Raw genomic sequence first — 22,195 nt, 5'->3', positions numbered from 1 at the left:
AATAAGGTTATCGGAAATTAAGTCCTATGCGTCTTTCAGCCACAAAGGATCCTTCAGCTTGCCCACAAAGGCGGCATGGGCTGCGAGTTCTGCCTCGCTGGGCGCATGGGGCCGGACCGGACGGGCGGGTCCGCGCGGCACCGGCGTTGTCGTCATCGCCTGGCCGCCGGTTTCGATGCCGGCCAGTCCCAGGCCCTGCTGCCGGCCGCCGATCAGTTCGAGATAGACTTCCGCCAGCAGTTCGGAATCGAGCAGCGCGCCGTGCTTGGTGCGGGCCGAGAGGTCGATGTTGAAGCGGCGGCAGAGCGCATCCAGGTTGACCTGGGCGCCGGGGAATTTCGCCCGCGCCAGCCGCACCGTGTCGATGGCGCGTTCCATGGCGATATGCGGCATGTCGGGCAGGCGCGCCAGTTCCGCATTCAGGAAGCCGATATCGAAAGAGGCATTGTGGATCACCAGCGGATCCTCGCCGATGAAGTCGCAGAACTCGCGCGCCACCGCGGCAAACAGCGGCTTGTCCTTCAGGAATTCGTCCGACAGCCCGTGCACCTTGAAGGCATCCTCGGGCATCGCGCGTTCCGGATTGAGATAGGCATGAAAGTGATTGCCGGTCGGAATGTGGTTGATTAGCTCGATGCAGCCGATTTCAACGATGCGGTCGCCCTCGGTGGCCTTGAAGCCGGTGGTTTCAGTATCGAGCACGATTTCACGGGTCATGGATTCATTCCGTTTCAGGGCTGCAGCGCGCGATTGCGCAGCAGCACGACGAGGTCGCGCACCTGCGCCTCGGTATCGGTCAAGCTGGTGCCGGTATCGATGATGTGATGGGCGAGCCGGCGCTTTTCGGCATCCGGCACCTGGCGGCCGAGGATGGCGGCGAATTTTTCCTCGCTCATGCCCGGCCGGGTCAGCACGCGTTCGCGCTGCATGGTCGCCGGCGCGCTGACCACCACGATGGCATCGACATGTTTGTGGCCCTGGCCCTCGAACAGCAGCGGGATGTCGAGCAGCACGAAGGGTTCGCCGCGCGCCTGCGCCTCATCCAGGAACTGCTGGCGCAGCTGGCCCACCAGCGGATGCACGATGGCTTCTAGCTGTTTGATTTTCGCGGCGTCGTTCAGCACCAGCCGCGACAGCACGGCGCGGTCGACGGTGTCGTTCGCCACAGCGTCGGGGAAGACCGCGCGGATCGCTTCCACCGCCGCGCCGCCGCGATCATAGAGCGCATGCACGGCGGCATCGGCGTCGAACAGCGGCACGCCTTGTTCGGCAAACATCTTGCCCACGGTGGACTTGCCCATGCCGATGGAGCCGGTGAGCGCGACAATCATCATGAAGGCACCGGCATCATGCGGGCATCACCGTGATGTCGTAGTCGGCGAAATGCTTGTCGCGGGTGACCAGGATCAGGTTCTCGACGCGGGCCTGCGCCACCAGCATGCGGTCGAAGGGGTCGCTGTGCGGTGCGGGCAACTGGGCGATTTCGCGCGCATGGGCCGGCTCGATCGGCAGCAGGCTGGCGCCCATGCGCGGCAGGTAGCTTTCCCAGTCCAGATCGGGAGCCGTCAAATGGCCGGCCGCGACCCGGGCGGCGATCTCCCACAGGCTGACCATGCTGACGAACAGCTCGTTGTCGCCGTCCTGCAGCATGGTCTGCGCCGCCGGCGTCAGCTTCTGCAGGTCGTCCAGCGCCCAGACGAAGATCGCAGTGTCGAGCAGCAGCCTCACGGTTCACCGTCGGGAAACAGGGGCGCGGTTTCAAAATCGGCGGCGTAGGTGATCTGGCCCTGGAGCTGGCCGAACTGCCGTTTCGGCTTCGGCACGGCGGCCTCGGCCAGCACCAGACGCACCTCGGGCTTGCCGGCGCGGGCGATCACCACGTCCTCGCCGTTCTTCACCGCCTCGATCAGCTTGGACAGGCTGGTTTTGGCTTCGTGAATATTAACCTGAATCGTCATAGACTTAAACTTAGCTTAGCTAAGCTATATTGTCTAGCTTAGCTAAGCTAGCTAACCGATCAGGCGAGGACAGCCTCGCGCAGGCCGGGGCTCACCGCCGGCGCCGCGCCGAACCAGGCCTCAAAGCCCGGCCGGGCCTGATGCAGCAGCATCCCCAGCCCGTCGACCACCGGATTTCCGCGGGCCCGGGCGCGGGCCAGCAGGTCGGTTTCCAGCGGGCTGTAGACGATGTCGTTGACCAGCGCATCTTTCGGCAGGTCGTCCAGCGCGATCTCCAGCGCCGGCTGGCCGCTCATCCCCAGGCTGGTCGTGTTGACCAGCAGGCCGGCCCCGGCCAGGGCAGCGGCGCGATCATCCCAGTCTGTCACGACGACTTTCGGCCCGAATTCGGCGGCCAGCGCCTCGGCCCGTTCACGGCTGCGGTTCAGAATCCGCACGGCCGGCGCGCCGGCATCCAGCAGCGCCACCAGGATGGCCCGCGCCGCGCCGCCGGCCCCCAGCAGCACGGCCGGAGCGGTTTCGGGACGCCAGCCTGCGGGCGCGTCGGCCTTGAGGCTTTCCAGAAAGCCGAAAGCATCGGTGTTGCTGCCATGCAGGCTGCCGTCAGGCTGCACCACGATGGTGTTCACGGCGCCAATGCGTCTGGCGGTGCTGTCGACCTGCGCCAGATACGGCAGCACGGCGATCTTGTGCGGCAGGGTGACGTTGATGCCGCGAAAGCCCGGTTCCTTGGGCAGCGCCTCGAGAAACGCGCCGAGTTCTTCCGGCGGCACCGGCAGGCGATCGTAGCGGCCGCTGATGCCGTATGCGCGCAGCCAGAAGCCATGCAGCTTCGGCGAGCGCGAATGATCCACCGGCCAGCCGATCACACCGGCGCGCGGAATAATCTCATCGGTCTCGCTCATGCGCCCAACCTCATGAGCGGAGCACCTTATTCTCGCGCAGGATATCCAGCAGCGGCAGCAGCGGCAGACCGAGAATGGTGAAATGGTCGCCCTGGATTTTGGCAAAGAGCTGCGCGCCCAGACCTTCGAGCTGATAGCAGCCGACACTCGACAGCACCGCATCGCCAGCCTGCGCCAGATAGGCATCGAGGAAGCCGTCGGAAAAGGCGCGCATGGTCAGCTTCGCTGCATCGACATGACGCCAGATCACGCTGCCGCCGCGCGCCAGCACCACGGCGCTGACCAGCTCATGCGTCTTGCCGCGCAAGGACAGCAGATGATCCCGCGCCTCGGCCACCGTCTGCGGCTTGTCGTACCAGCGGCCATCGCAAGCCAGCATGCTGTCGGCGGCGATGATGAAATCCTGCGGCTCGGCCAGGCTGATGCGATGGGACTTCAGTTCGGCCAGCGCCGTTGCGGCGTCGCGAATGCTGGCCCCTTCGGCTTTCAGACCAAGCTTGAGTTCGTCTTCATCGACACGGGCGGGAATGACGCGGAAATCAAGGCCCGCCGCACGCAGCATGGCGGCGCGCGTCGTGCTGGCGGAAGCAAGAACAAGACTCACGACTTCGGCTCCTCCAGCCCCAGATCCTGCTGCTTGCGCTGCTCGAGGCGGCGCGCATGCAGGTTGAGGATCGAAGCCGCGGTCTCTTCGATCGAGCGGCGCGTCACATCGATCATCGGCCAGTTATGCTTGGCGCAGAGCTTGCGCGCGATGGTCAGTTCTTCCTTCACGCGCTCGTCATCCACATAGGCCGTCTCGGTATGCTGGTTCATCGACAGCAGGCGGTTCTTGCGGATCGAGACCAGGCGGTCGGGCGATGTGGTGAGCCCGACGACCAGCGGATTTTTCAGTGTCTCCACTTCGGGCGGAATCATCAGGCCGGGCACGATCGGCACATTCGCGGTCTTCAGCCCGCGGTTGGCCAGATAGATTGAGGTTGGCGTCTTCGAGGTGCGCGACACGCCCACCAGTACGATGTCGGCTTTCTCCAGGTCTTCCAGATGCTGGCCGTCGTCATGGGCGATGGTGAAATGCATGGCGTCGATGCGATGGAAATATTCCGCATCCAGTTCGTGCTGGCGGCCGGGCAGGTTCACCGCCTTTTCGCCCAGGTATTTGCCAAAGGCCATGATCACCGGATCGAGCACCGGCACGATCGGCAGCTTGGCCTTGGCGCAACCCTTGATCAGGATTTCCCGCAATTCCTGGTCGACGATAGTGAACAGCACCAGCCCGCCCATGGCAGCGATGGCCTCGACCACACGCTCCATCTGCAGCGGCTTGCGCACCAGCGCCCAGGTGTGGGTTTCCACCTCTTCCTGGGATTTCTGGAACTGCACCAGCGCCGCCTTGGCGACCGATTTCAGGGTTTCGCCGGTCGCGTCGGACACCAGGTGGATATGCGGCCGGGTGGTTTTCTGCATCGGGAATCCGGCTGTGGAATTATGGGGATAATATGGATAAGGCGGGGTTTATCCCCATGTGTCGTCTTTTCATGCCCGGAACGCCTTTTTCATGCAACCAGCCTGTCACCGGAGGATCAAATTTCCGAAGCCCCTGTGGAAAACGGGGATGAGACATATTGCCGCCGCAATGCGCCGGACATCCCCGTTATCCCCATAATCCTCAGCAGGGAACCGCGGCGAGTCGACGCGGTTTTGACGCGCTTATCCTCACAGGAAACGATTTTATCCGCCGCTGGCCATGCCCGGGATGAAATCGGGGGCTGGATCTGTATCCGTGATGATCCCCAGGATTCACCGCACAACACTCAACTACTACCTCTTTAAATTAAATATAAAATAGGAAAGGAATAAGGAATGACCCTTGTTCCCAGCGCTCCGTTTTCGGGGCAGACAGCCAAGCAGCCAAGCAAACCCTTGCTCCGTACCCTTGCCGGGTTGCCCAGCGTGCGTCCGCCGCTGTGGCTGATGCGACAGGCCGGCAGATACCTGCCCGAATATCGCGCCATCCGCGCCCAGGCCGGCAGTTTCCTCGATCTTTGCTACAATCCTGAACTGGCCTGCGAAGTCACGCTCCAGCCGATCCGGCGCTTCAACTTCGATGCGGCGATCCTGTTCGCCGATATCCTGCTGATCTGCCAGGCGTTGGGCCAGCATCTGGCCTTCAAGGAAAACGAAGGGCCGGTGCTGGATGCGATCCGCACCTCGGGCGAGTTGGCCCATCTGAACCCCAATGGCATTCACAGGACGCTGGAGCCGGTCTACGAGGCCGTCGGGCGCATCAAGGCAGGGCTACCCGCCAGTTGCACCCTGATAGGCTTTGCCGGAGCTCCCTGGACGGTTGCGACCTATATGCTGGAAGGCCGGGGGTCGAAGGATTATCCGGCCGCCAAGACCTGGGCCTTTGGCAATCCGCAGGGCCTGCAGGCCCTGATGGACATCCTGGTCGAGGCAACGGTGAGCTATCTGGATCGCCAGATCCAGGCCGGCGCCGAGGTCGTGCAGCTGTTCGACACCTGGGCCGGCGTGCTGCCGGAAAACGAATTCCGCCGCTTCTGCGTTGAACCGGTGCGCCGGATCACGGCCGCGCTGAAAAGCAAGCATCCCCATATTCCGGTGATCGCCTTCCCGCGCGGCGCCGGCGCGCTGTACGACGGCTATGCGGCCGCCACCGGCGCCGATGCGCTCAGCCTGGACTACACCATGCCGCTCGGCTGGTCGAAGGACCATCTGTGGGGCAAGCATCCGGTGCAGGGTAATCTCGATCCGCGCCTGCTGGTGGTGGGCGGCACACCGCTGGCGGAAGGCGTGCAGCGCCTGCTGCGCATGTTTGAAGGCCGCAACCATATCTTCAATCTCGGTCATGGCATTGTGCCGGAAACGCCGGTGCATCATGTCGAGCAGCTGGTGCGCCTGGTGAAGGGCAGCGAGACGGCCGCATGACATTTTCTCTCATCGACCGGTCTGTCGGAATCTGGTCTGTCCAAAACAGATTGTAGGACTAGGTTTTCTTCATGCCCCAGAAAACCGCTGTCATCCTGTTCAATCTCGGAGGCCCCGACAGTCCGCGCGCCGTCGAGCCCTTCCTGTTCAACCTGTTCAACGATCCGGCAATTATCCGGCTGCCCAATCCGTTTCGCTGGCTGCTGGCGAAACTGATCTCGTCGCGGCGCGCCCCGAAGGCGGCCGGCATCTATGCGCAGATGGGCGGGCGTTCGCCGATCCTGCCGCAGACCGAGGCACAGGCCGCGGCCTTGAAAGTATCGCTGGGCAGCGACGACTATCGCGTCTTCATCAGCATGCGCTACTGGCATCCGTTCAGCGATGAAACGGTGAAAGCCGTGAAGGACTGGAATGCTGAGTGCATCGTGCTGCTGCCGCTCTATCCGCAATTCTCGACGACCACGACGGAATCCTCGCTGCAGGACTGGCATCGCGCCGCAAAGAAGGCCGGCCTTGCACTGCCGACCGCCGTGATTGGCTGCTATCCGGAAGAGGGCGGCTTCATCGCCGCACAGACCGAGCTGCTGCGCAGTGCCCTGCCACAAGCGGAATCGGCAGGCCCGGTGCGCATTCTTTTCTCGGCGCATGGCTTGCCGAAAAAGATCGTGACCGATGGTGATCCCTATCAGATGCAGGTGGAAAAGGGCGTGGCCGCCATCCTGCGTCTGCTGAACCGTCCCGATCTCGAAAGCCGCATCTGTTATCAGAGCCGCGTCGGACCGCTGGAATGGATCGGACCGTCGACCGATGCGGAGATCACGCAAGCGGCGAAAGATGGGCGCTCGATTGTCGTGGTGCCGGTGGCTTTCGTGTCGGAGCATTCCGAAACGCTGGTTGAGCTCGATATCGAATATGCCGAGTTGGCGCAGCATAACGGCGCGAAGAACTACACACGCGTGCCGACGGTGGGCGTGCAGCCTGATTTCATCGCCGGACTGGCTGGCCTGGTGCGCCGGGCGCAGTATGATGCACAGCCGCGCAGCGGCAGCGGCGGTCGTCCCTGCGGCGATGCCTGGCGCCGCTGCATCTGCAAGGCATGATGGGAAGACGCTGATGCTTTACGACTGGATCAAGGCGCTGCATGTCATTTCCGTCATCGCCTGGATGGCGGGCATGCTCTATCTGCCGCGGTTGTTCGTCTATCACGCCGCCGCCAAAGTGGGGTCGTCGGAATCCGAAACCTTCAAGGTGATGGAGCGCCGCCTGCTGAACGCCATCATCACGCCGGCGATGGCGGCGACCTGGACCTTCGGGGGCATCATGGTCTGGCTCGGCCATCACTGGGATCAGCCGTGGTTCTGGTGCAAGTTCGTCCTGGTGCTCTGCATGCAGGGCGTGCACGGACTGCTGACCAGCCGCCAGCGCGAATTCGAGCAGGACAGCAACAGCCACAGCCAGCGCTACTACCGGATCGTGAACGAGATTCCGACCGTTTTGCTGATCGGGATCGTCATCCTGGTGATCGTGAAGCCGTTCTGACTTTCAGACCGGCTGATCGCCGGACCGGAAATCACAGCAAGTTCTGGTTGAAACACAATGTTCATGTTGTGTGCCGGACGATTTTGTGCTATTTCCGCACACTCTTAACCTGCGACGTAATCACGGCGCTGACAGGTGCACAGAGCCACGGCATTGGTCACACGGTTGCGCTAAGCTGCCGTTACGCAAGCTTTTGGTGGCGGCGATCACAGGAGTGTTACGGTCCGCTTCCCGGATCGGCCTCCTCGCCATACACCTTGCACCGGTCAAATCGCGTGTTCTTCGCGTATGCAAAAAAAGGCGGGGTCTCCCATGTCATTCGGTTTCCGTAACGGCGGTCTGTTTGCCGCTGCCCTGGTCGGTTTCGGCCTGCTCTCCTCCACTGCGGCGCTGGCCCAGATGGGTCCGCCGCCGGTGACGGTCGCCAAGCCGGTCTCCAAGCCGATTGTCGAGATGGACGAATATACCGGTCGCTTCGAGGCGGTCGGCTCGGTCGAAATCCGCGCCCGGGTGAACGGCTATCTGGAAAGCGTGCATTTCACCGATGGCGCCACGGTCAGCCAGGGCGACCTGCTGTTCACCATCGACCGCCGCACCTATCAGGCCACGCTGAACCAGGCGCAGGCGACGCTGAACAGCCGCCAGACCGAACTCGATCTGGCCAAGGTGGAGTTCGAGCGTTACCAGAAGCTGACGCAGACCGGCGCCGCCGCCGCCGCCACGCTGGACCAGCGCCGCCAGGCCTTCCTGAGCGCGCAGGCCAACATCGCCGGTGCCCGCGCCGCCGTGGAAACCGCGCGCCTGAACTACAGCTTCACCGAAGTGCGCGCACCGATCGCCGGCCGCATCTCGCGCAAGCTGGTCACCGAGGGCAACCTGGTGCGCGAGAACGAGACGCTGCTGACCACGATCGTGCAGCTCGACCCGGTGTATTTCTATTTCGACATCGACGAGCGCTCGTATCTCAGCTACCAGCGCATCGCCAAGCAGAGCGGCAACACCACCAATGGCAAGGGCCTGCCCGTGCAGGTGCAGCTGACCGATGAAAAGGTCTTCACGCACAAGGGCGCGCTGGACTTCGCCGACAACCGCCTGGATACCGCCACCGGCACCATGCGTCTGCGTGCGGTCTTCGACAACAAGGAGCTGTTCCTGACGCCGGGCCTGTTCGGCCGCATCGCCGTGCCCGGCAGCCCGGAATATCCCGGCCTGCTGATCCCCGACGAAGCGATCCTGACCGATCTCGACCGCCGCTATGTCTATGTGGTGGGTGAGGGCGGCGCGGTGCAGCAGCGTCCGGTCCGTCTCGGCTCGCGCACCGACAGCTACCGCATCGTGCGCGAAGGCCTGACCAAGGACGACGTCGTGGTGATCAACGGCCTGCAGCGCGTGCGTCTGGGCGGCGGCAAGGTGACGCCGATGCCGGTCGAGCTGCCGCCGGTCTGGCAGGGCCTGATGGCGCTGCCGCAGCCGCAGGCTCCGCAGCAGCCGCCCGCCAAGAAGTAATCAGGCGCCACGTCAGTAAATTCCTTTTCGCCGCGAGGCAGTCATGAAATTCGGACATTTCTTCGTCGATCGGCCGATCTTTGCCGCGGTGGTTTCCATCGTGATGGTGATCATCGGCGGGATCGCCTTCCTCAATCTCCCGGTCTCGGAATATCCCGAGATCGCGCCGCCGCAGATCAACGTCACGGCGGCCTATCCCGGCGCTGATGCCGAGACGCTGGCCCGCACGGTGGCGACGCCGATCGAGCAGGAAATCAACGGCATCGAGAACCTGCTCTACATGTCGTCGTATTCCACCGCCGATGGCGTGATGGCGCTGACCGTCACCTTCAAGCCGGGCACCGATCTCGATACCGCCCAGGTGCAGGTGCAGAACCGCGTCACCATCGCGGAGCCGCGTCTGCCTGAAGAAGTGCGTCGCCAGGGCATCACGACGCGCAAGCAGGCCGGCGACTTCCTCATGGTCGTGCATCTGCTGTCGCCCGATAAGACCTACGACCAGCTCTACATCGCCAACTACATGCAGCTGCGCATCCGCGACCAGCTGCTGCGTCTGGACGGCGTGGGCAACATCCAGATCTTCGGCGGCAGCGAATACGCCATCCGCATCTGGCTCGATCCGAACCGCATGTCGGCCTATGGCCTGTCGGGCTCGGATGTGGTCGGCGCGCTGCAGGCGCAGAACGTGCAGGTTTCCGGCGGCGGCCTCGGCCAGCAGCCGGCGCCGGACTATAACGCGCTGCAGGCGATCGTGACGACGCAGGGCCGCTTCGAGGATGTGCGCCAGTTCCGCAACGTGATCATCAAGAACACCCCCGATGGCCGCCTGGTGAAGCTGGAAGACGTGGCCCGCGTCGAACTCGGCGCCAAGGACTACAACAGCCGTTCCTATCTCGATGGCCAGACCGCCATCGCGCTCGGCGTGTTCCAGCGCCCGGGCACCAACGCGCTGGAAACCTCGGAAGCCGTCATCAAGCGCATGGACGAGCTGAAGAAGGATTTCCCGCCGGGTCTGGAATACACCATCATCTACAACCCGACCGAGTTCATCGCGGAATCGATCAACGAGGTCTACAAGACCCTGATCGAGGCGATCATCCTGGTCGCGCTGGTGGTGCTGGTCTTCCTGCAGAACTGGCGCGCCTCGCTGATCCCGATCCTGGCCATCCCGGTCTCGATGATCGGCACCTTCGCCGTCATGCTGGCCTTTGGCTTCACGCTGAACGTGCTCAGCCTGTTCGGCCTGGTGCTGGCGATCGGCATCGTGGTCGACGACGCCATCGTCGTGGTGGAAAACATCGAGCGTAATATTGCGCTCGGCATGAGTCCCCGCGATGCGGCGCATGAGACCATGGACGAGGTCGGCACGGCGGTGATCGCGATTGCCGTGGTGCTGTCGGCGGTGTTCATTCCCACCGCCTTCATCCCCGGCATCACCGGTCAGTTCTACAAGCAGTTCGCGCTCACCATCGCCACCGCGACGATCCTGTCGGCCTTCAACTCGCTGACCCTGTCGCCCGCCCTGGGCGCCATCCTGCTGCGCAAGCATGAGGCGGGTCATGGCGAGTCGCGCTTTGCGCCCGTGCGCTGGGTGCAGATGGCCGCCAACAAGTTCAACACCGGCTTCGACAAGACGAGCAATGCCTATGCAAAAAGTGTCGGCACCATCGTCACCCGCCGCACGCTGATGCTGGGCGGCTACCTGCTGCTGGTGGCGGCGACCTTCTTCATGTTCCGCACCGTGCCGCCGGGCTTCATCCCGCCGCTGGATCGCGGCTACGCCATCGTCGTCATCCAGCTGCCCGATGGCGCGGCCCTTGGCCGCACCGACGCGGTGACGCAGAAGGCGACCAAGCTGATCGAGGGCATGCCGGGCCTGTCGCATGTGGTGGCCATTCCGGGCTTCAACGGCGCGACCTTCACCAACAACGCCAACTCGTCGGTGATGTTCACGACGTTCACGCCCTTCCACGAGCGCCTGTCGCAGGGTCTGACCTCTGACGCCATCATCGGCCAGATGATCGGTCGCCTGCAGGGCATCGAGGAGGCCTTCGTGATCGCGGTGCCGCCGCCGGCGGTGCCGGGTATCGGCTCGGGTGGCGGCTTCAAGATGCAGCTGCAGAACCGTACCGGCGACGACGTGCGTCCGATCCTGGCCAAGGCCTACCAGATCATGGGCATGGCCATGCAGACGCCCGGCGTGACCGGCGTGTTCACCACCTTCTCGGCGTCTTCGCCGCAGGTGTTCCTGAACATCGACCGCACCAAGGCGCAGATGCTGAACGTGCCGATGTCGAGCCTCTTCGAGGCCCTGCAGGTCAACCTGGGCTCGGCTTATGTGAACGACTTCAACGCCTTTGGCCGCATCTTCCAGGTGCGCGCCCAGGCCGATGCGCAGTTCCGCCTCAACAAGGAGGATATCGCGCGTCTGAAGGTTCGCTCGGCCACCGGCGAGCTCGTGCCGATGGGCACGCTGGTCGAGATCAAGGAATCCTCGGGTCCCGACCTGCTGCAGCGCTACAACACCTATGTGTCGGTGCCGCTGCAGGGCGCCACGCCGCCCGGCGTGTCGACCGGCCAGTCGCTGAAGATCATGGAGGGCCTCGCCGCCCAGGTGCTGGAACCGGGCCAGAGCTTCGAATGGACCGAACTGGCCCTGCAGGAAGTCTCGACCGGCAACACCGCCACCTACATCTTCATCCTGGCGGTGGTGTTCGTCTTCCTGGCGCTGGCCGCCCAGTATGAAAGCTGGGTCCTGCCGCTGGCCATCATGCTGATCGTGCCGATGAGCGTGCTGTTCGCGCTGTTCGGCGTCTGGGTCGCCGGCATCGACAACAACGTGCTGGTGCAGATCGGCCTTGTGGTGCTGATCGGCCTGGCGGCGAAGAACGCGATCCTGATCGTGGAATTCGCGCGCCAGCTCGAAGCCGAAGGCAAGACGCCGTCGGAAGCGGTGATCGAGGCCTGCCGCCTGCGCCTGCGCCCCATTCTGATGACGGCATTCGCCTTCATCCTGGGTGTGCTGCCGCTGGTCACGTCTTCGGGCGCCGGCGCGGAAATGCGTCGCGCGCTCGGCACCGCGGTGTTCTCCGGCATGATCGGCGTCACCTTCGTCGGCCTGTTCCTGACCCCGGTCTTCTACGTGGTGCTGCGCAGCCTGATCCTCGGGCGGCAGAAACCGAAGGCCGGTGCTGCGGCGCAGCAGCCGGGCGAATAAAATCCTTCGGGATTTTTCGCGGAAAACGGAAGCATCAAAGTGACCCAAAGTCACAATGGCCGGGGAGCAATCCCCGGCCATTATCGTTTTATGGCAGGCGCCCGCGCCCCGTTGAAACCTGCCGCCCAGCGCTTATGTCAGCCGGGCTTCCGACAATCCGATTGAGGGGAAACACCGATGGCCCAGAATCAGACCACCGTTCAGAAGACTGGCGCTCAGAAAGCTGGCGCTCAGAAAACCGGCGCAATCCCGTCCCGTCTCGCGCCCACGCAGGCCAGCACGCATATCCTGATCGTGACGACCTCGCACAGCCTGATGGACAGCGGCGACGTCACCGGCGTCTGGGCCGAGGAACTGGCGACGCCCTATTACCTGTTCCGCGATGCCGGCGCCAAGGTGACAGTGGCATCCATCAAGGGCGGGCCGGTGCCGTTCGATCCGCGCAGCATCAGCGGCAGCGAGCCGCAGCCTGACAGCGTGCAGCGCCTGCTGGCCGACAAGCCGGTGATGGACGCACTGCAGAACACGCCCTCGGTCGCCGCGCTCGACAGCCTGCTTTATGACGCGATCTTCCTGCCCGGCGGCCACGGCACCATGTGGGACCTGCCGCACAGCGCGGCGCTGGCGCAGCGCATTGCCGATCTGGATGCGCGCGGCAAGCCGATCGCCGCCGTCTGTCACGGGCCGGCCGGCCTCACGCATGTGAAGCGCAAGGACGGCACCTGGCTGGTGAGCGGCCGCAGGGTCACCGGCTTCACCAATGCCGAAGAGCAGAAGGTGGGTCTGGCGAGCGCCATGCCTTTCCTGCTGCAGGAGCGCCTGGTCGAACTGGGTGCGGATTTCGTGGAAGTGGATGTGTTCCAGCCGCATGCGATCCGCGATGGCAACCTGATCACCGGCCAGAATCCGGCGTCCAGCGAGCAGACGGCGCAACTGATGCTGCGCACGCTGCATGAGCGTCACGTCATGGCTGCCTAACGCAGCAGCGCCGGGTCTAAGGTAAAGAGTTCGGACGGGCTTTCGACGCCGCGCAGGGCATAACGCCCGAGCGAGACGGACTCATCCTTGAGGCCGCCGGCAACACTGCGGAAGGCGGCCGAAAGAATCGCGCGCTGGTCGACCGAACGCGACAGCCCGGAGATGCGCGACAACTCGTTGACGGCGGGGCCGACCACGGTGAAGTCAAGGCGATCCTCGCCGCCGAAATTGCCATACAGGACTTCGCCCACATGAAGGGCGACCGACATGTCCGTGACTGGCAATCCCGCATTGGCGCGGCGGTTACGCACCTGCCGCAGCTCCTTCATGCAGGATTTGAGCGCGGCCAGCGCCTGCTGGCAGGCATTCTGCAGATTGCCGTCGTCGCGGAAGATGGCGAGCACGCCGTCACCGACGAATTTCAGCACTTCGCCGCCATGGGCATGCACGGCGGCCACCGCCGCGCCGGCATAGTCGTTCAGCAGCGGCATGATCAGTTCGGGCGTGACGGTATCGACCAGGCGGGTGAAGCCGCGCAGGTCGCTGAACCACAGCGCGGCTGAAATGCGCTCGGCATCGCCGCGGCCGATGGTGCCCGACAGCACGCGGCGCGCGGCATCGCGGCCCAGATAGGTTTCTGCCAGCGTTTCCGCGATGCGGCGCACGCTGGCTGAGCGCACGGCGGCAGCAGCGAACGGGATCAGCGCGTTCAGCGTCTCGATCTGCTTGTCGGAATAGCCTTCGCCATGCGCGGTGGTCCAGGAGGCGTAGATCGAGTCGAGCTGGCCGATGATCGCCTTCTCGCCGAAGCGCGTCATGGTCACGAGATAATCGGTGTAGCCCTCGCCGGCCAGTTCGGTGACGATGGGAAACTGGTGTGTGCCGTTCAGGCCCTGCATGCGCACGCGCACATGCGGATCGCCGCTTTCCTCCAGATGATAGAAGGGGCTTTCGCGCCACTTGCGCTCGCCCTCCGCGGTCACCGAGCGGCCGAATTCATGCAGCGTCACATCGGCGTGGTCCTGATGCCAGGCGAAGATGCGGCCGGCCAGCACGGGATGCAGGGTATCGGCACCGAGCACGGCACGCTTGACCGGAATGCCGGCCTCGTTGAGGCCGGTGCAGAACTGGCCGAGGATTTCGCCTTCATCCAGGCCGTTCAGCGAGGCGTCGGCGATGCAGCGGGCGATGCGGGTGAAGGCGAGCGGATCCATGCGCGCAAGATAGGGCGGCTTTCGGCGAAAGACACGTCGCAAGCGCAGGCTTTTTTGCCGCAGGTGGGTCGCGCTTGAGTCATCAGCCCGATCGGTCAGCCTTGCGCCAGCCACCGTACCCAGCGGCCATGGAAGTCGCCAACCGCCAGATGTTGGGTGCGCCCACCCATCTCGGCACCATCCCAGAGCGTCAGGGTGAGGTCGGCGCCGTCTTTTGTGCTGCCCGGTTCCAGCCGCAGCCAGGCCAGCGGTGCGGCGGCGGTGGCGGTTTTCCCCGCCGCCTGCATCAGCGCGGTGATCCGCGCCTGCTCGGGTGCCGCGATATACTGCCAGACGATGGAGTGATAGAGCACGAAGATGCCGCCGGAAGCATGGGTTGCAGAGCGCCGCGACAGTTCGCGCGCGAGGAAATCCCCGGCGTTGATCTTTTCCACCTGCACGGTCTGGCGCGTGGCGTGATCGAGCGCCGCCGTCACGCGCTGCACCCGTTGCGGCTGGTCAGCCCAGATATAGGACAGCAGGCGCTGGCGATGGTCGGCATCGGCAGCATCGAGTGGCGCGACATCGCAGCCGGCGCGGCTCTGCACCGTGATCGCGGCAGCGGGCGGTTCGCGGCCGTCCCATTGCGCGGCGAGATGCAGCGGCGCCATGCCTGCATCGCCATGACGCCAGGATGCGAAATCGTAGGCGTAGGCATCCCAGTTCAGGTTGAGGCCGGCGCTGGCGCCGATCTCGCGGCAGTGAAACGGCAGCCCGGGGCAGAGCGCGGCCAATGTGCGGAAGCCGCCGAGCAGCACGGCCGAGCGCTGCGGGTCGTTGGTCTGCGGCGGACTTTGCAGATAGAGCGCGAGCAGCGCGGTGTGCCGGCGCAAGGCAGTTTCCAGTGCCGGCGCTTCGATCTGGCGTGCAGCATAGGCCGCGATCAGTGGTGCATCGCCCTGCAGCACGGCGCGGTGCAGCGCGCCGGCCACCCGCAACGCCAGCGCATCGGCCCTGGGATCGCCGGGCCAGGACAGGATGCCGTCGGCCCAGTCCGGAGCAGACGGCAGCAGATCGGCGATGGCATCGAGGATCGTGCCGGTGAAAGGCGAGCCCAGGGCGCGGCAATAGTCGGCCTGGTCGCGGAAATTCCGGATGATGGGGGCGCTGTCAGCCATGGCGCATTGTGTTTTGCCGATGGCTGCTGCGTCCAGTCCGGGATTGATCCGATACAATCGGGAACAATCGGGAGGGGGCAATTGACCGGACGGCGGCCCGCCAAGTAGACAGGGATGCCTGCCCGCTTGGCGGAATTGGTAGACGCACGGGACTTAAAATCCCGAGGCCGCAAGGCCGTGCCGGTTCGAGTCCGGCAGCGGGCACCAGCCTTCTTCTTACATCGCCGTTCCTACATCGGCGGCACGAGGCCGTTGCGGCCGATGGTGATGCGGTCGGCGCGATAGCTACCATCGGCGGCCTTCATCGCCGTCACCAGCACATGATTGCCGGGCCTGATCAGGCTGCGGTCGCCCGGCTCGAAGGCCACGACGGGCACGCTGTCGGGCACCAGCACCTGCTTCTCGCCGCCGGGATAGGCCAGCGTCAGCATGCGGCCACGCGCATCGGCACGGCTGGCTACCATCTGGTTGACGGTGGCGTTGGTCATGGTGCTGGTGGGACCGCCGGTATCCCAGGCGCGATGGCCTTCGGCAATGCCGCGCATGGACTCCATGAAGATGTGCACCTCCAGCGCCACCAGGCTGCCATCGGGCTGCGGCAGCGCCGCCGTGCCGATGTAGCTGCCGGGCTTGATCATATCCATCGGCGTGGCGGCGAGCGCCGTCACCGCGGCGTTCGGCGCGAGGTTGAGCGTGATCTTCTCGCCGTCGCGCGCGGTCAGCGACAGGCGCTGCTGGTCCATCGGGCCGTCCATTACCATGTCGATCTTGGCGCGGATGCGGCGCGACATTTCCTGGGCGGATGCCTGGGCCGCGAATAGACCGGCGAGCGCGAGGGCAGCCAAGGCGAAAGCACGCTGGGCGAAGAGGGTTTTCATGGGATTTCCGGGTTGGAGGATGGACTGACCGCGAGGATGTGGACCGCAGCCGCAAACCGGCAACACACGTTGTCTTGTCCTCACGCGGGCTTGAAAGCCGGGCGGCAAAAATTCAGGCGACGGCTATGCCTCTGTGGAAAACACCTTGACGAACGATATCGCTAATTATATCGTACGATATATCAAGTGAGGTATCGCATGAGCGAACATCTATTTAATCCCTGTATTATCAAAGGTTTCCGAGAGCATCGCGCCATGCATCGCGGGCGGCGCCATTTTGGCGGCAAGTTGGCCGCCGCGCTGTTCAGCAGCGGCGACGACAGCCTGGGCGGCCATGGCTTCCGCGCCAGCCGCGTGGTCTCGGCCGCCGATCTTCAGCTGCTGATCCTGGTGCTGCTCGAAGAGCGTCCGCGCCACGGCTACGAGATCATCAAGGCGCTGGAGGAACACACCTCGGGCTTTTATGCGCCCAGCCCCGGCGTGATCTATCCCGCGCTGACCTATCTGGAAGAGATCGGCCATACCAGCGTGGCGGCGGAAGGCGCGAAGAAGCTCTACAGCCTGACGCAGGGCGGCCGCGATTATCTGAACGAGCATCGCGTGCATGCCGACACCATGATGGCGCAGCTGGCCAAGATCGGCCGGCGCATTGCGCGCGCCAAGCAGTTCTTCACCGGTGGCGAGGCAAATGAAGACGACGATGCGCATTACGGCAGCCGCAGTGCGCCGCCGGATGCGTCCTCCACCATGCGGGCCGCGCGTCACAACCTGAAAGCCGCGCTGATGGAAAAGGACGATGCCTCGCCCGAGGAACAGCGCCGCATCATCGACATCCTGGTGCGCGCCGCCGGCGAGATTCGCGGCAAGTGACGGGGGCCAGGGCAATGGGAAGCGTCTGCAGCAGCGACATCAGTTCCTGGAAGGGACACAGCATGAAGGGCCACCGCTATCGCGTCACCATCGAGCATGTCGGCACGCCGAAACCGGGCCAGGACCTGCGCGATCCGCTGACCTTCGAGGCGGTGAACCATGACGAGATCCTGGCCATCGTCGAGCGCCTGCGCGCCAGTGCGCATTACGAGGCCGACGAGGCGGCGGCGCTGGCCATCGGCCTGAAGCTGTTTTCCGAAGTGATGCTGAAGCGGCGCGACGATCCGCTGTTTGCCGAAGTACGGCCCGCGATCCGCGCCTTCATCGGCGGCCTGAAGGATCGCAACAAGGCGGCGGCAGCACTGCCGGCATAAAGCGGCAGCCGGGGGCGCCGCGCTCACGATTGCTCGCGAACCGCGGCGCCGCCACAGCGCCCCCCACGGCTCAAAGGTATCTGGTTATTCGGCCGCCATGGCTGGCGGGCTGTTCCACAGTTCGATCGGGCTGTAGGGCATGCTGATGCCCAGCAGCGTATCGGTCTCGATGCCGTCATCCGACAGCGGCAGCATCAGGTTCTCGATGGCGTTCCAGCCGCGCACCTCGAAGACATCGTCTTCCTCCGGCATCGGGCCGCGGCGCCAGGTCGGCACGCCGTCACGCGCCGTGGTGATCAGGCGCAGGCGGCTGGTGGACCAGGCATTCGGTCGCGCCTCGTCGTACCACTGGTTGGTGATGTCGTGGCCGACATAGTCGGCGAAAGCCGGCCCGACCGTGCGATAGCGGAAGCGCCAGGGTGCGCGGTGCACCTCCAGCATCCAGGTATAGGGCAGCAGTTCGCCAAGCAGGCTGCGGTCGATGATGTTGCGTCCCGGCAGGCGGCCATCGGCGCTGCACAGCTTGAGCCAGTGCACTAGCATCTCGCGCACCTGCGGATGCCAGCCCAGCCCGCGATCCGCGGCCCGCACGACATGCCAGCCCTCGCCGAAGACGGCGGGCAGGACAGAGGCGGGCGCGGGGAGCGGCTGCATGATCATGCATGCAAGCTAGCCAAATGCTCCGGGGGCGGCGCGTTACTTTCCGATTACCCGCTGTGGGCCAAAGGTTGATTTATGGCAACATCAGCCAGTGCAGGCTGAACAGTTCGTTCTCGTCGGTCCACACGGCGGCTGGCTGGAATCCGGCCTTTTCCGCCAGCTGACGAAAACTGGCCACCGAATATTTGTAGGAATTCTCGGTGTGGATCGATTCACCGGCGGTGAAGTCATAGGGCTGGCCGCCGATATGCACGCGCTGGCTCTTGCGGCTGACCAGATGCATCTCGATGCGATGCAGATGCGGCTGGTAGAAGGCGTAATGGTCGAAACTGTCGAGTTCGAAATCGGCGCCCAATTCGGTATTGGCGCGGCGCAGCAGATTGAGGTTGAAGGCCGCCGTCACACCGGCCTTGTCGTTATAGGCTGCGTGCAGCACGGCGGGGTCTTTCACCAGGTCGACGCCGATCAGCAGGCTGGCATCGCAAGGCTGCGCTGAGCCCGCCGCCTCGCCGCGCGCGCAGCCCAGCATCTGTGCGGCATTGCGCAGGAAGCGCAGCGCGTCTTCGGGCGTGAAATTGCCGATGGTGGAGCCGGGGAAGAAGCCGACGCGGCTGCGCGACAGGCGGTCGCGCTTGGGCAGCGGCAGCGCCTGCGTGAAATCGCCGACCACCGGACGCACCGCCAGACCCGGATAGTCGCGGGCAAGGGCTGCAGCGGCGCGGCTTAAATGCGCGCCGGAAATGTCGATGGGCAGATAGGCGCGCGGGCTTTTCAGCGCATCGAGCAGCAGCCGCACCTTATCGAGTGCGCCAGCACCGAATTCCACCAGCTCTGCATCCGGCCCGATGATGGCGGCGATCTCGGATGCGTTGTCGCGCAGCATCTGCATCTCGGTGCGCGTCGGGTAATATTCCGGCAGGGTGCAAATCTGCTCGAACAGCTCCGAGCCGATCTGGTCGTAGAAGTATTTCGACGGGATCGATTTCGGCCAGCCGCGCAGGCCGGCATGGACATCGCGGGCGAAGTCGGAATCCTGGCCCGGCGCCTTGACGACCTGGGGACGGAAGCCCGCGCGCTGCGGGCGGTCGAAATTCAGGACGGCAATCTTGTTCATAGATCCTCCGCGAGACGGATACCGGAAAACTGCCAGCGCGCGGCTGGCGGGAAGAAGTTGCGATAGCTGGCGCGCACATGGCCCGGCGGCGTCACGCAGGAGCCGCCGCGCAGCACCTGCTGCCCGATCATGAATTTGCCGTTGTATTCGCCGACCGCGCCGGCGGCGGGCCGGAAGCCGGGATAGGGCTCGTAGGCCGAGCGCGTCCATTCCCAGACCTCGCCGAACATCTGGAGTTCGCCAGACGGCGCATGACAGGGCCGCGGATGCGGATGGCTGCGATCCAGCATGCCGCCGGCATGCTGGCGGCGGGCGGAGACGGCGGCATTCTCCCATTCGGCCTCGGTGGGTAGGCGTTTGCCGGCCCAGTCCGCGAAAGCGGCCGCTTCGTAGAAGGAGACATGGCAGACCGGTTCGGCCGGATCGAGCGCACGGCGGCCCTGCAGCGTGAAGACCTGCCAGCCCTCGCCGAAGCGGCGCGCGTCCTGCTGCCAGTAGGCCGGCGCCTGCCAGCCTTCCGTCTGCACCATCGCCCAGCCGTCCGAGAGCCAGAATTCCGGCCGGCTGTAACCGCCATCGGCCATGAACTCCAGATATTCGCCGCAGGTCACCGGCCGCGTGGCGATGCGATAGGGATGCAGCAGCACGCGATGGCGCGGGCCTTCGTTGTCAAAGGCGAAGCCGTGGCCGTCGTGGCCGATCTCGGAAATGCCGCCGGCGAAGCTGACGAAATCCATCGGTGCGGCGGGTTCGCGCACATGACTCTGCGGCGGCACATAGGCTGGCGCAAAGGAGGGTTGCCGCGAGAAGGCATGCTTGATGTCGGTGAGCAGCAGTTCCTGATGCTGCTGTTCATGCGCCAGGCCCAGCGCCACCAGCGGCGTGAGCTGCATCAGCATCGCGTCATCGGCGCGGCTGACCAGCTCCACCATCGCGCCATCGACATAGCGGCGGTACTGCGTGATGGTTTCCATCGGCGGACGGCTGAGGATGCCGCGCTCGGGCCGCGGATGACGCTCGCCCACGGCCTCGTAATAGGAATTGAACATGTAGTTGAAATGTTCGTCGAAGACGCAGTAGCCCGGCTGATGCGGCTGCAGCAGAAACGTCTCGAAGAACCAGGTGGTATGGGCGCGATGCCATTTGGTCGGGCTCGCATCATCCATCGACTGGATGCACTGGTCTTCGGGCGACAGCGGCTCAGCCAGCTTTTCCGTCAGCTCGCGTACGGCGTGATAGGCGCGCAGCAGGTCATCGCGCGCGGCAGCATTGCGCAGGTCTTCAGCGCGCAGTTCCGTGAATGCAGGCGCGTCTTCCGCTGCCGCGGGCACATCATCCATGTCGTAGATGCTGCTGCCGGCATCCTGCAGCGCTCCGTCTTGCGGCGGCATGGCATCCCTGGTCTCGCCGTCGCCCAGGGCAAAGGTCTGGCTCATCTGTGCACTCCCCGGCCTCGCTGCGATCCGGTCTTCGCGGCGGGCGCGACCCTTAACGGGCGGCCCATCCGGGGGTTCCGGTCTGCGTTAACGTTTATCGGTGATCCGGGCCGTTCCGGACGGTCCTGCAAAAAGCCTAGCCCGCAAACTAGGGCGGCAGCGTGACAAGGCATGTCATGATTTCGGCGGGCCTGCGCGGAATGTTACGGCATTCCCGCGATTTTTGCGCCGGGCGTAATCGGGAACACATTTCTGTGCATTCCGCGTGCTGCTATCTTCTGTGGAAAAGGAGCGCGGGATGACGGGAGACAGCTGGCGCGATGGCGTGATCATACGACGGGCGGACACACTGGCGGCGGAACGGCAAGCCAGCGGCCGCACGACGGTGTTCGACTTTGCCGGCATTGGCGGCGGGGACAAGACCTGGATCGGCAGCGTCAATGTGCTGCCGCAATCCAGCACCGGCGCGCATGACCACGGCCGCCATGAAGTGATGATCTACGTGGTGAAGGGCCGCAGCGAGATCCGCTGGGGTGCGCGGCTGGAATTCGCCGCCGAGATCGGGCCCGGCGACTGCGTCTATTTCATGCCCGGCGTGCCGCATCAGGAGCGCAGCCTGGAAGCGCAGGAGATCGTGGAATATCTGGTGGTGCGCAGCGACAACGAGAAGATCGCGGTGAAACGCGCCGATGTCGTGCCGGTGGAGACACCCGAGCGCGTCTAGCCCTTCAGATGGCTGTCGATCAGCCGTTCGGCGGCATCGACCAGCGCGCGCGCGGGTCCGCCGCCAGTGCGGAAAATCTGCCCGGTCACGAAGCCGCCCTCGATCAGAAGCATCAGGCTGTCGCCCAGCAGTTTCGGATCGTCGGCACCCATGTCGGCGGCGAGCTCGGCCAGCTTGCGGCGCAGCGCGGCCTTGTGATCCTCCGACACCTTGCGGGCCGGATGGGTGCTGTCGGGATATTCGACGGCGGTGTTGGACAGCCCGCAGCCGCGATAGTCGGGATTGGCGGCGCGCCGGCCGAGATTGTCGAGATAGCTGAGCAGGCCAGCGCGCGGGTTGTCGCGGCCGGCCTTGTCGAGATGATCGGCGAAGCGCTGCCAGAATTCCGCGTCGTAATCGCGCAAGTAAGCCGCCGCCAGCTCATCCTTAGACGGGAAGCTGCGATACAGGCTGGGTTTGGTGACGCCGGCCCTGGTGACGATCTCGTCGACGCCGATGGCGCGGATGCCGTCGCGGTAGAACAGCTCACGCGCCGTGCGGCGAATCTTGTCGGCAGCCCGGGGCGCGGCCGGCAGCGCCGGCGTGGATCCGAAGGGCATCAGCGCGTCGGGGGTCGGGGGTGCGGATTTGTCCTGGTTTTTCCGGGTCATGGCGCCAGTACAGTTTCGTGACTTGACAATGTTACCGATCGGTACGCATAAAGGGGCCCCATAACA

General features: G+C 64.6%; 23 protein-coding genes and 1 tRNA gene. 10 read left to right on the top strand and 14 right to left on the bottom strand.

Features of this window, described 5'->3' with window-relative positions:
• Positions 1-24: 24 nt before the first annotated feature.
• From dnaQ to AC1RRE_RS02180, 7 genes are read right to left on the bottom strand one after another with little or no spacing between them, the layout of a single operon-like run.
• Positions 25-717: a DNA polymerase III subunit epsilon gene (gene dnaQ, locus AC1RRE_RS02210; protein ID WP_492979419.1), complete on the bottom strand. Its 693-nt coding sequence runs from the start codon at positions 715-717 to the stop codon at positions 25-27.
• Positions 718-731: 14 nt separating this feature from the next.
• The gene (gene coaE, locus AC1RRE_RS02205) at positions 732-1,334 is read right to left on the bottom strand and encodes a dephospho-CoA kinase (RefSeq protein WP_492979418.1); all 603 of its coding nucleotides are present in this window, start codon (positions 1,332-1,334) and stop codon (positions 732-734) included.
• A gap of 13 nt (positions 1,335-1,347) precedes the next feature.
• Complete coding sequence (locus AC1RRE_RS02200; protein ID WP_492979417.1) at positions 1,348-1,728, bottom strand: type II toxin-antitoxin system VapC family toxin; 381 nt, start codon at positions 1,726-1,728, stop codon at positions 1,348-1,350.
• Positions 1,725-1,958 carry a type II toxin-antitoxin system Phd/YefM family antitoxin gene (locus AC1RRE_RS02195; protein WP_492979416.1) on the bottom strand — a complete coding sequence of 78 codons (234 nt, stop codon included), beginning with the start codon at positions 1,956-1,958 and terminating at the stop codon, positions 1,725-1,727. The genes AC1RRE_RS02200 and AC1RRE_RS02195 overlap by 4 nt, the downstream gene beginning before the upstream one ends.
• Before the next feature lie 59 nt (positions 1,959-2,017).
• Positions 2,018-2,863 (bottom strand): shikimate dehydrogenase, encoded by an 846-nt coding sequence (locus AC1RRE_RS02190; RefSeq protein WP_492979415.1) that lies wholly within the window; start codon positions 2,861-2,863, stop codon positions 2,018-2,020.
• A 10-nt stretch (positions 2,864-2,873) separates the two neighbouring features.
• Positions 2,874-3,467 carry a Maf family protein gene (locus AC1RRE_RS02185; protein ID WP_492979414.1) on the bottom strand — a complete coding sequence of 198 codons (594 nt, stop codon included), beginning with the start codon at positions 3,465-3,467 and terminating at the stop codon, positions 2,874-2,876.
• Positions 3,464-4,330, bottom strand: a complete 867-nt coding sequence (locus tag AC1RRE_RS02180) for a pyruvate, water dikinase regulatory protein (RefSeq protein ID WP_492979413.1) — start codon at positions 4,328-4,330, stop codon at positions 3,464-3,466. The genes AC1RRE_RS02185 and AC1RRE_RS02180 overlap by 4 nt, the downstream gene beginning before the upstream one ends.
• 396 nt (positions 4,331-4,726) lie before the next feature.
• On the opposite strand from AC1RRE_RS02180, the gene hemE reads away from it, so the two are divergent.
• The 6 genes from hemE (at position 4,727) to AC1RRE_RS02150 (ending at position 13,052) form a co-directional block, all read left to right on the top strand.
• Positions 4,727-5,812 (top strand): uroporphyrinogen decarboxylase, encoded by a 1,086-nt coding sequence (gene hemE / locus AC1RRE_RS02175; protein WP_492979412.1) that lies wholly within the window; start codon positions 4,727-4,729, stop codon positions 5,810-5,812.
• Positions 5,813-5,883: 71 nt separating this feature from the next.
• Entirely contained in the window at positions 5,884-6,912 is a 1,029-nt protein-coding gene (gene hemH / locus AC1RRE_RS02170; protein WP_492979411.1) for a ferrochelatase, read from the top strand.
• Positions 6,913-6,925: 13 nt separating this feature from the next.
• Positions 6,926-7,351 (top strand): protoporphyrinogen oxidase HemJ, encoded by a 426-nt coding sequence (gene hemJ / locus AC1RRE_RS02165; protein ID WP_492979410.1) that lies wholly within the window; start codon positions 6,926-6,928, stop codon positions 7,349-7,351.
• A 312-nt stretch (positions 7,352-7,663) separates the two neighbouring features.
• The gene (locus AC1RRE_RS02160) at positions 7,664-8,857 is read left to right on the top strand and encodes an efflux RND transporter periplasmic adaptor subunit (RefSeq protein WP_492979409.1); all 1,194 of its coding nucleotides are present in this window, start codon (positions 7,664-7,666) and stop codon (positions 8,855-8,857) included.
• A 43-nt stretch (positions 8,858-8,900) separates the two neighbouring features.
• Positions 8,901-12,074 (top strand): efflux RND transporter permease subunit, encoded by a 3,174-nt coding sequence (locus tag AC1RRE_RS02155; protein WP_492979408.1) that lies wholly within the window; start codon positions 8,901-8,903, stop codon positions 12,072-12,074.
• A gap of 177 nt (positions 12,075-12,251) precedes the next feature.
• Positions 12,252-13,052, top strand: a complete 801-nt coding sequence (locus AC1RRE_RS02150) for a type 1 glutamine amidotransferase domain-containing protein (protein WP_492979407.1) — start codon at positions 12,252-12,254, stop codon at positions 13,050-13,052.
• Here AC1RRE_RS02150 and AC1RRE_RS02145 read toward each other — a convergent pair.
• Both AC1RRE_RS02145 and AC1RRE_RS02140 read right to left on the bottom strand, forming a co-directional pair.
• Positions 13,049-14,266, bottom strand: a complete 1,218-nt coding sequence (locus AC1RRE_RS02145) for an adenylate/guanylate cyclase domain-containing protein (protein WP_492979406.1) — start codon at positions 14,264-14,266, stop codon at positions 13,049-13,051. The genes AC1RRE_RS02150 and AC1RRE_RS02145 overlap by 4 nt on opposite strands.
• Before the next feature lie 95 nt (positions 14,267-14,361).
• Entirely contained in the window at positions 14,362-15,423 is a 1,062-nt protein-coding gene (locus AC1RRE_RS02140; RefSeq protein WP_492979405.1) for a DUF2332 domain-containing protein, read from the bottom strand.
• Between the two features lie 120 nt (positions 15,424-15,543).
• Here AC1RRE_RS02140 and AC1RRE_RS02135 point away from each other — a divergent pair.
• Positions 15,544-15,630: transfer RNA gene (locus AC1RRE_RS02135), tRNA-Leu, on the top strand.
• A 23-nt stretch (positions 15,631-15,653) separates the two neighbouring features.
• Here AC1RRE_RS02135 and AC1RRE_RS02130 read toward each other — a convergent pair.
• Positions 15,654-16,301 carry a hypothetical protein gene (locus AC1RRE_RS02130; protein ID WP_492979404.1) on the bottom strand — a complete coding sequence of 216 codons (648 nt, stop codon included), beginning with the start codon at positions 16,299-16,301 and terminating at the stop codon, positions 15,654-15,656.
• Between the two features lie 198 nt (positions 16,302-16,499).
• Between AC1RRE_RS02130 and AC1RRE_RS02125 the strand changes: the two genes are divergently transcribed.
• Positions 16,500-17,171 (top strand): PadR family transcriptional regulator, encoded by a 672-nt coding sequence (locus AC1RRE_RS02125; RefSeq protein WP_492979403.1) that lies wholly within the window; start codon positions 16,500-16,502, stop codon positions 17,169-17,171.
• 62 nt (positions 17,172-17,233) lie between these two features.
• Positions 17,234-17,545, top strand: a complete 312-nt coding sequence (locus AC1RRE_RS02120) for a DUF3861 domain-containing protein (RefSeq protein ID WP_492979402.1) — start codon at positions 17,234-17,236, stop codon at positions 17,543-17,545.
• 84 nt (positions 17,546-17,629) lie between these two features.
• Here AC1RRE_RS02120 and AC1RRE_RS02115 read toward each other — a convergent pair whose 3' ends face one another.
• From AC1RRE_RS02115 to egtB, 3 genes are all read right to left on the bottom strand, one after another.
• Positions 17,630-18,199: a PAS domain-containing protein gene (locus AC1RRE_RS02115; RefSeq protein ID WP_492979401.1), complete on the bottom strand. Its 570-nt coding sequence runs from the start codon at positions 18,197-18,199 to the stop codon at positions 17,630-17,632.
• 79 nt (positions 18,200-18,278) lie between these two features.
• Entirely contained in the window at positions 18,279-19,319 is a 1,041-nt protein-coding gene (gene egtD, locus AC1RRE_RS02110; protein WP_492979400.1) for an L-histidine N(alpha)-methyltransferase, read from the bottom strand.
• On the bottom strand, positions 19,316-20,755 hold the full coding sequence (gene egtB / locus AC1RRE_RS02105; RefSeq protein WP_492979399.1) for an ergothioneine biosynthesis protein EgtB: 1,440 nt from the start codon (positions 20,753-20,755) through the stop codon (positions 19,316-19,318). Before egtB ends, egtD begins: the two co-directional genes overlap by 4 nt.
• A gap of 298 nt (positions 20,756-21,053) precedes the next feature.
• Here egtB and AC1RRE_RS02100 point away from each other — a divergent pair, with 298 nt between their 5' ends.
• Complete coding sequence (locus AC1RRE_RS02100) at positions 21,054-21,479, top strand: cupin domain-containing protein (RefSeq protein ID WP_492979398.1); 426 nt, start codon at positions 21,054-21,056, stop codon at positions 21,477-21,479.
• On the opposite strand, the gene AC1RRE_RS02095 is transcribed toward AC1RRE_RS02100, so the two are convergent.
• Positions 21,476-22,129, bottom strand: coding sequence for a TetR/AcrR family transcriptional regulator (locus AC1RRE_RS02095; RefSeq protein WP_492979397.1), 654 nt, complete (start codon positions 22,127-22,129; stop codon positions 21,476-21,478). The genes AC1RRE_RS02100 and AC1RRE_RS02095 overlap by 4 nt on opposite strands.
• Between the last annotated feature and the right edge of the window lie 66 nt (positions 22,130-22,195).

It is taken from the genome of Ferrovibrio sp. GW821-FHT12D07, from assembly GCF_058807275.1.
This window is presented reverse-complemented; position numbering and strand designations above follow the sequence as displayed.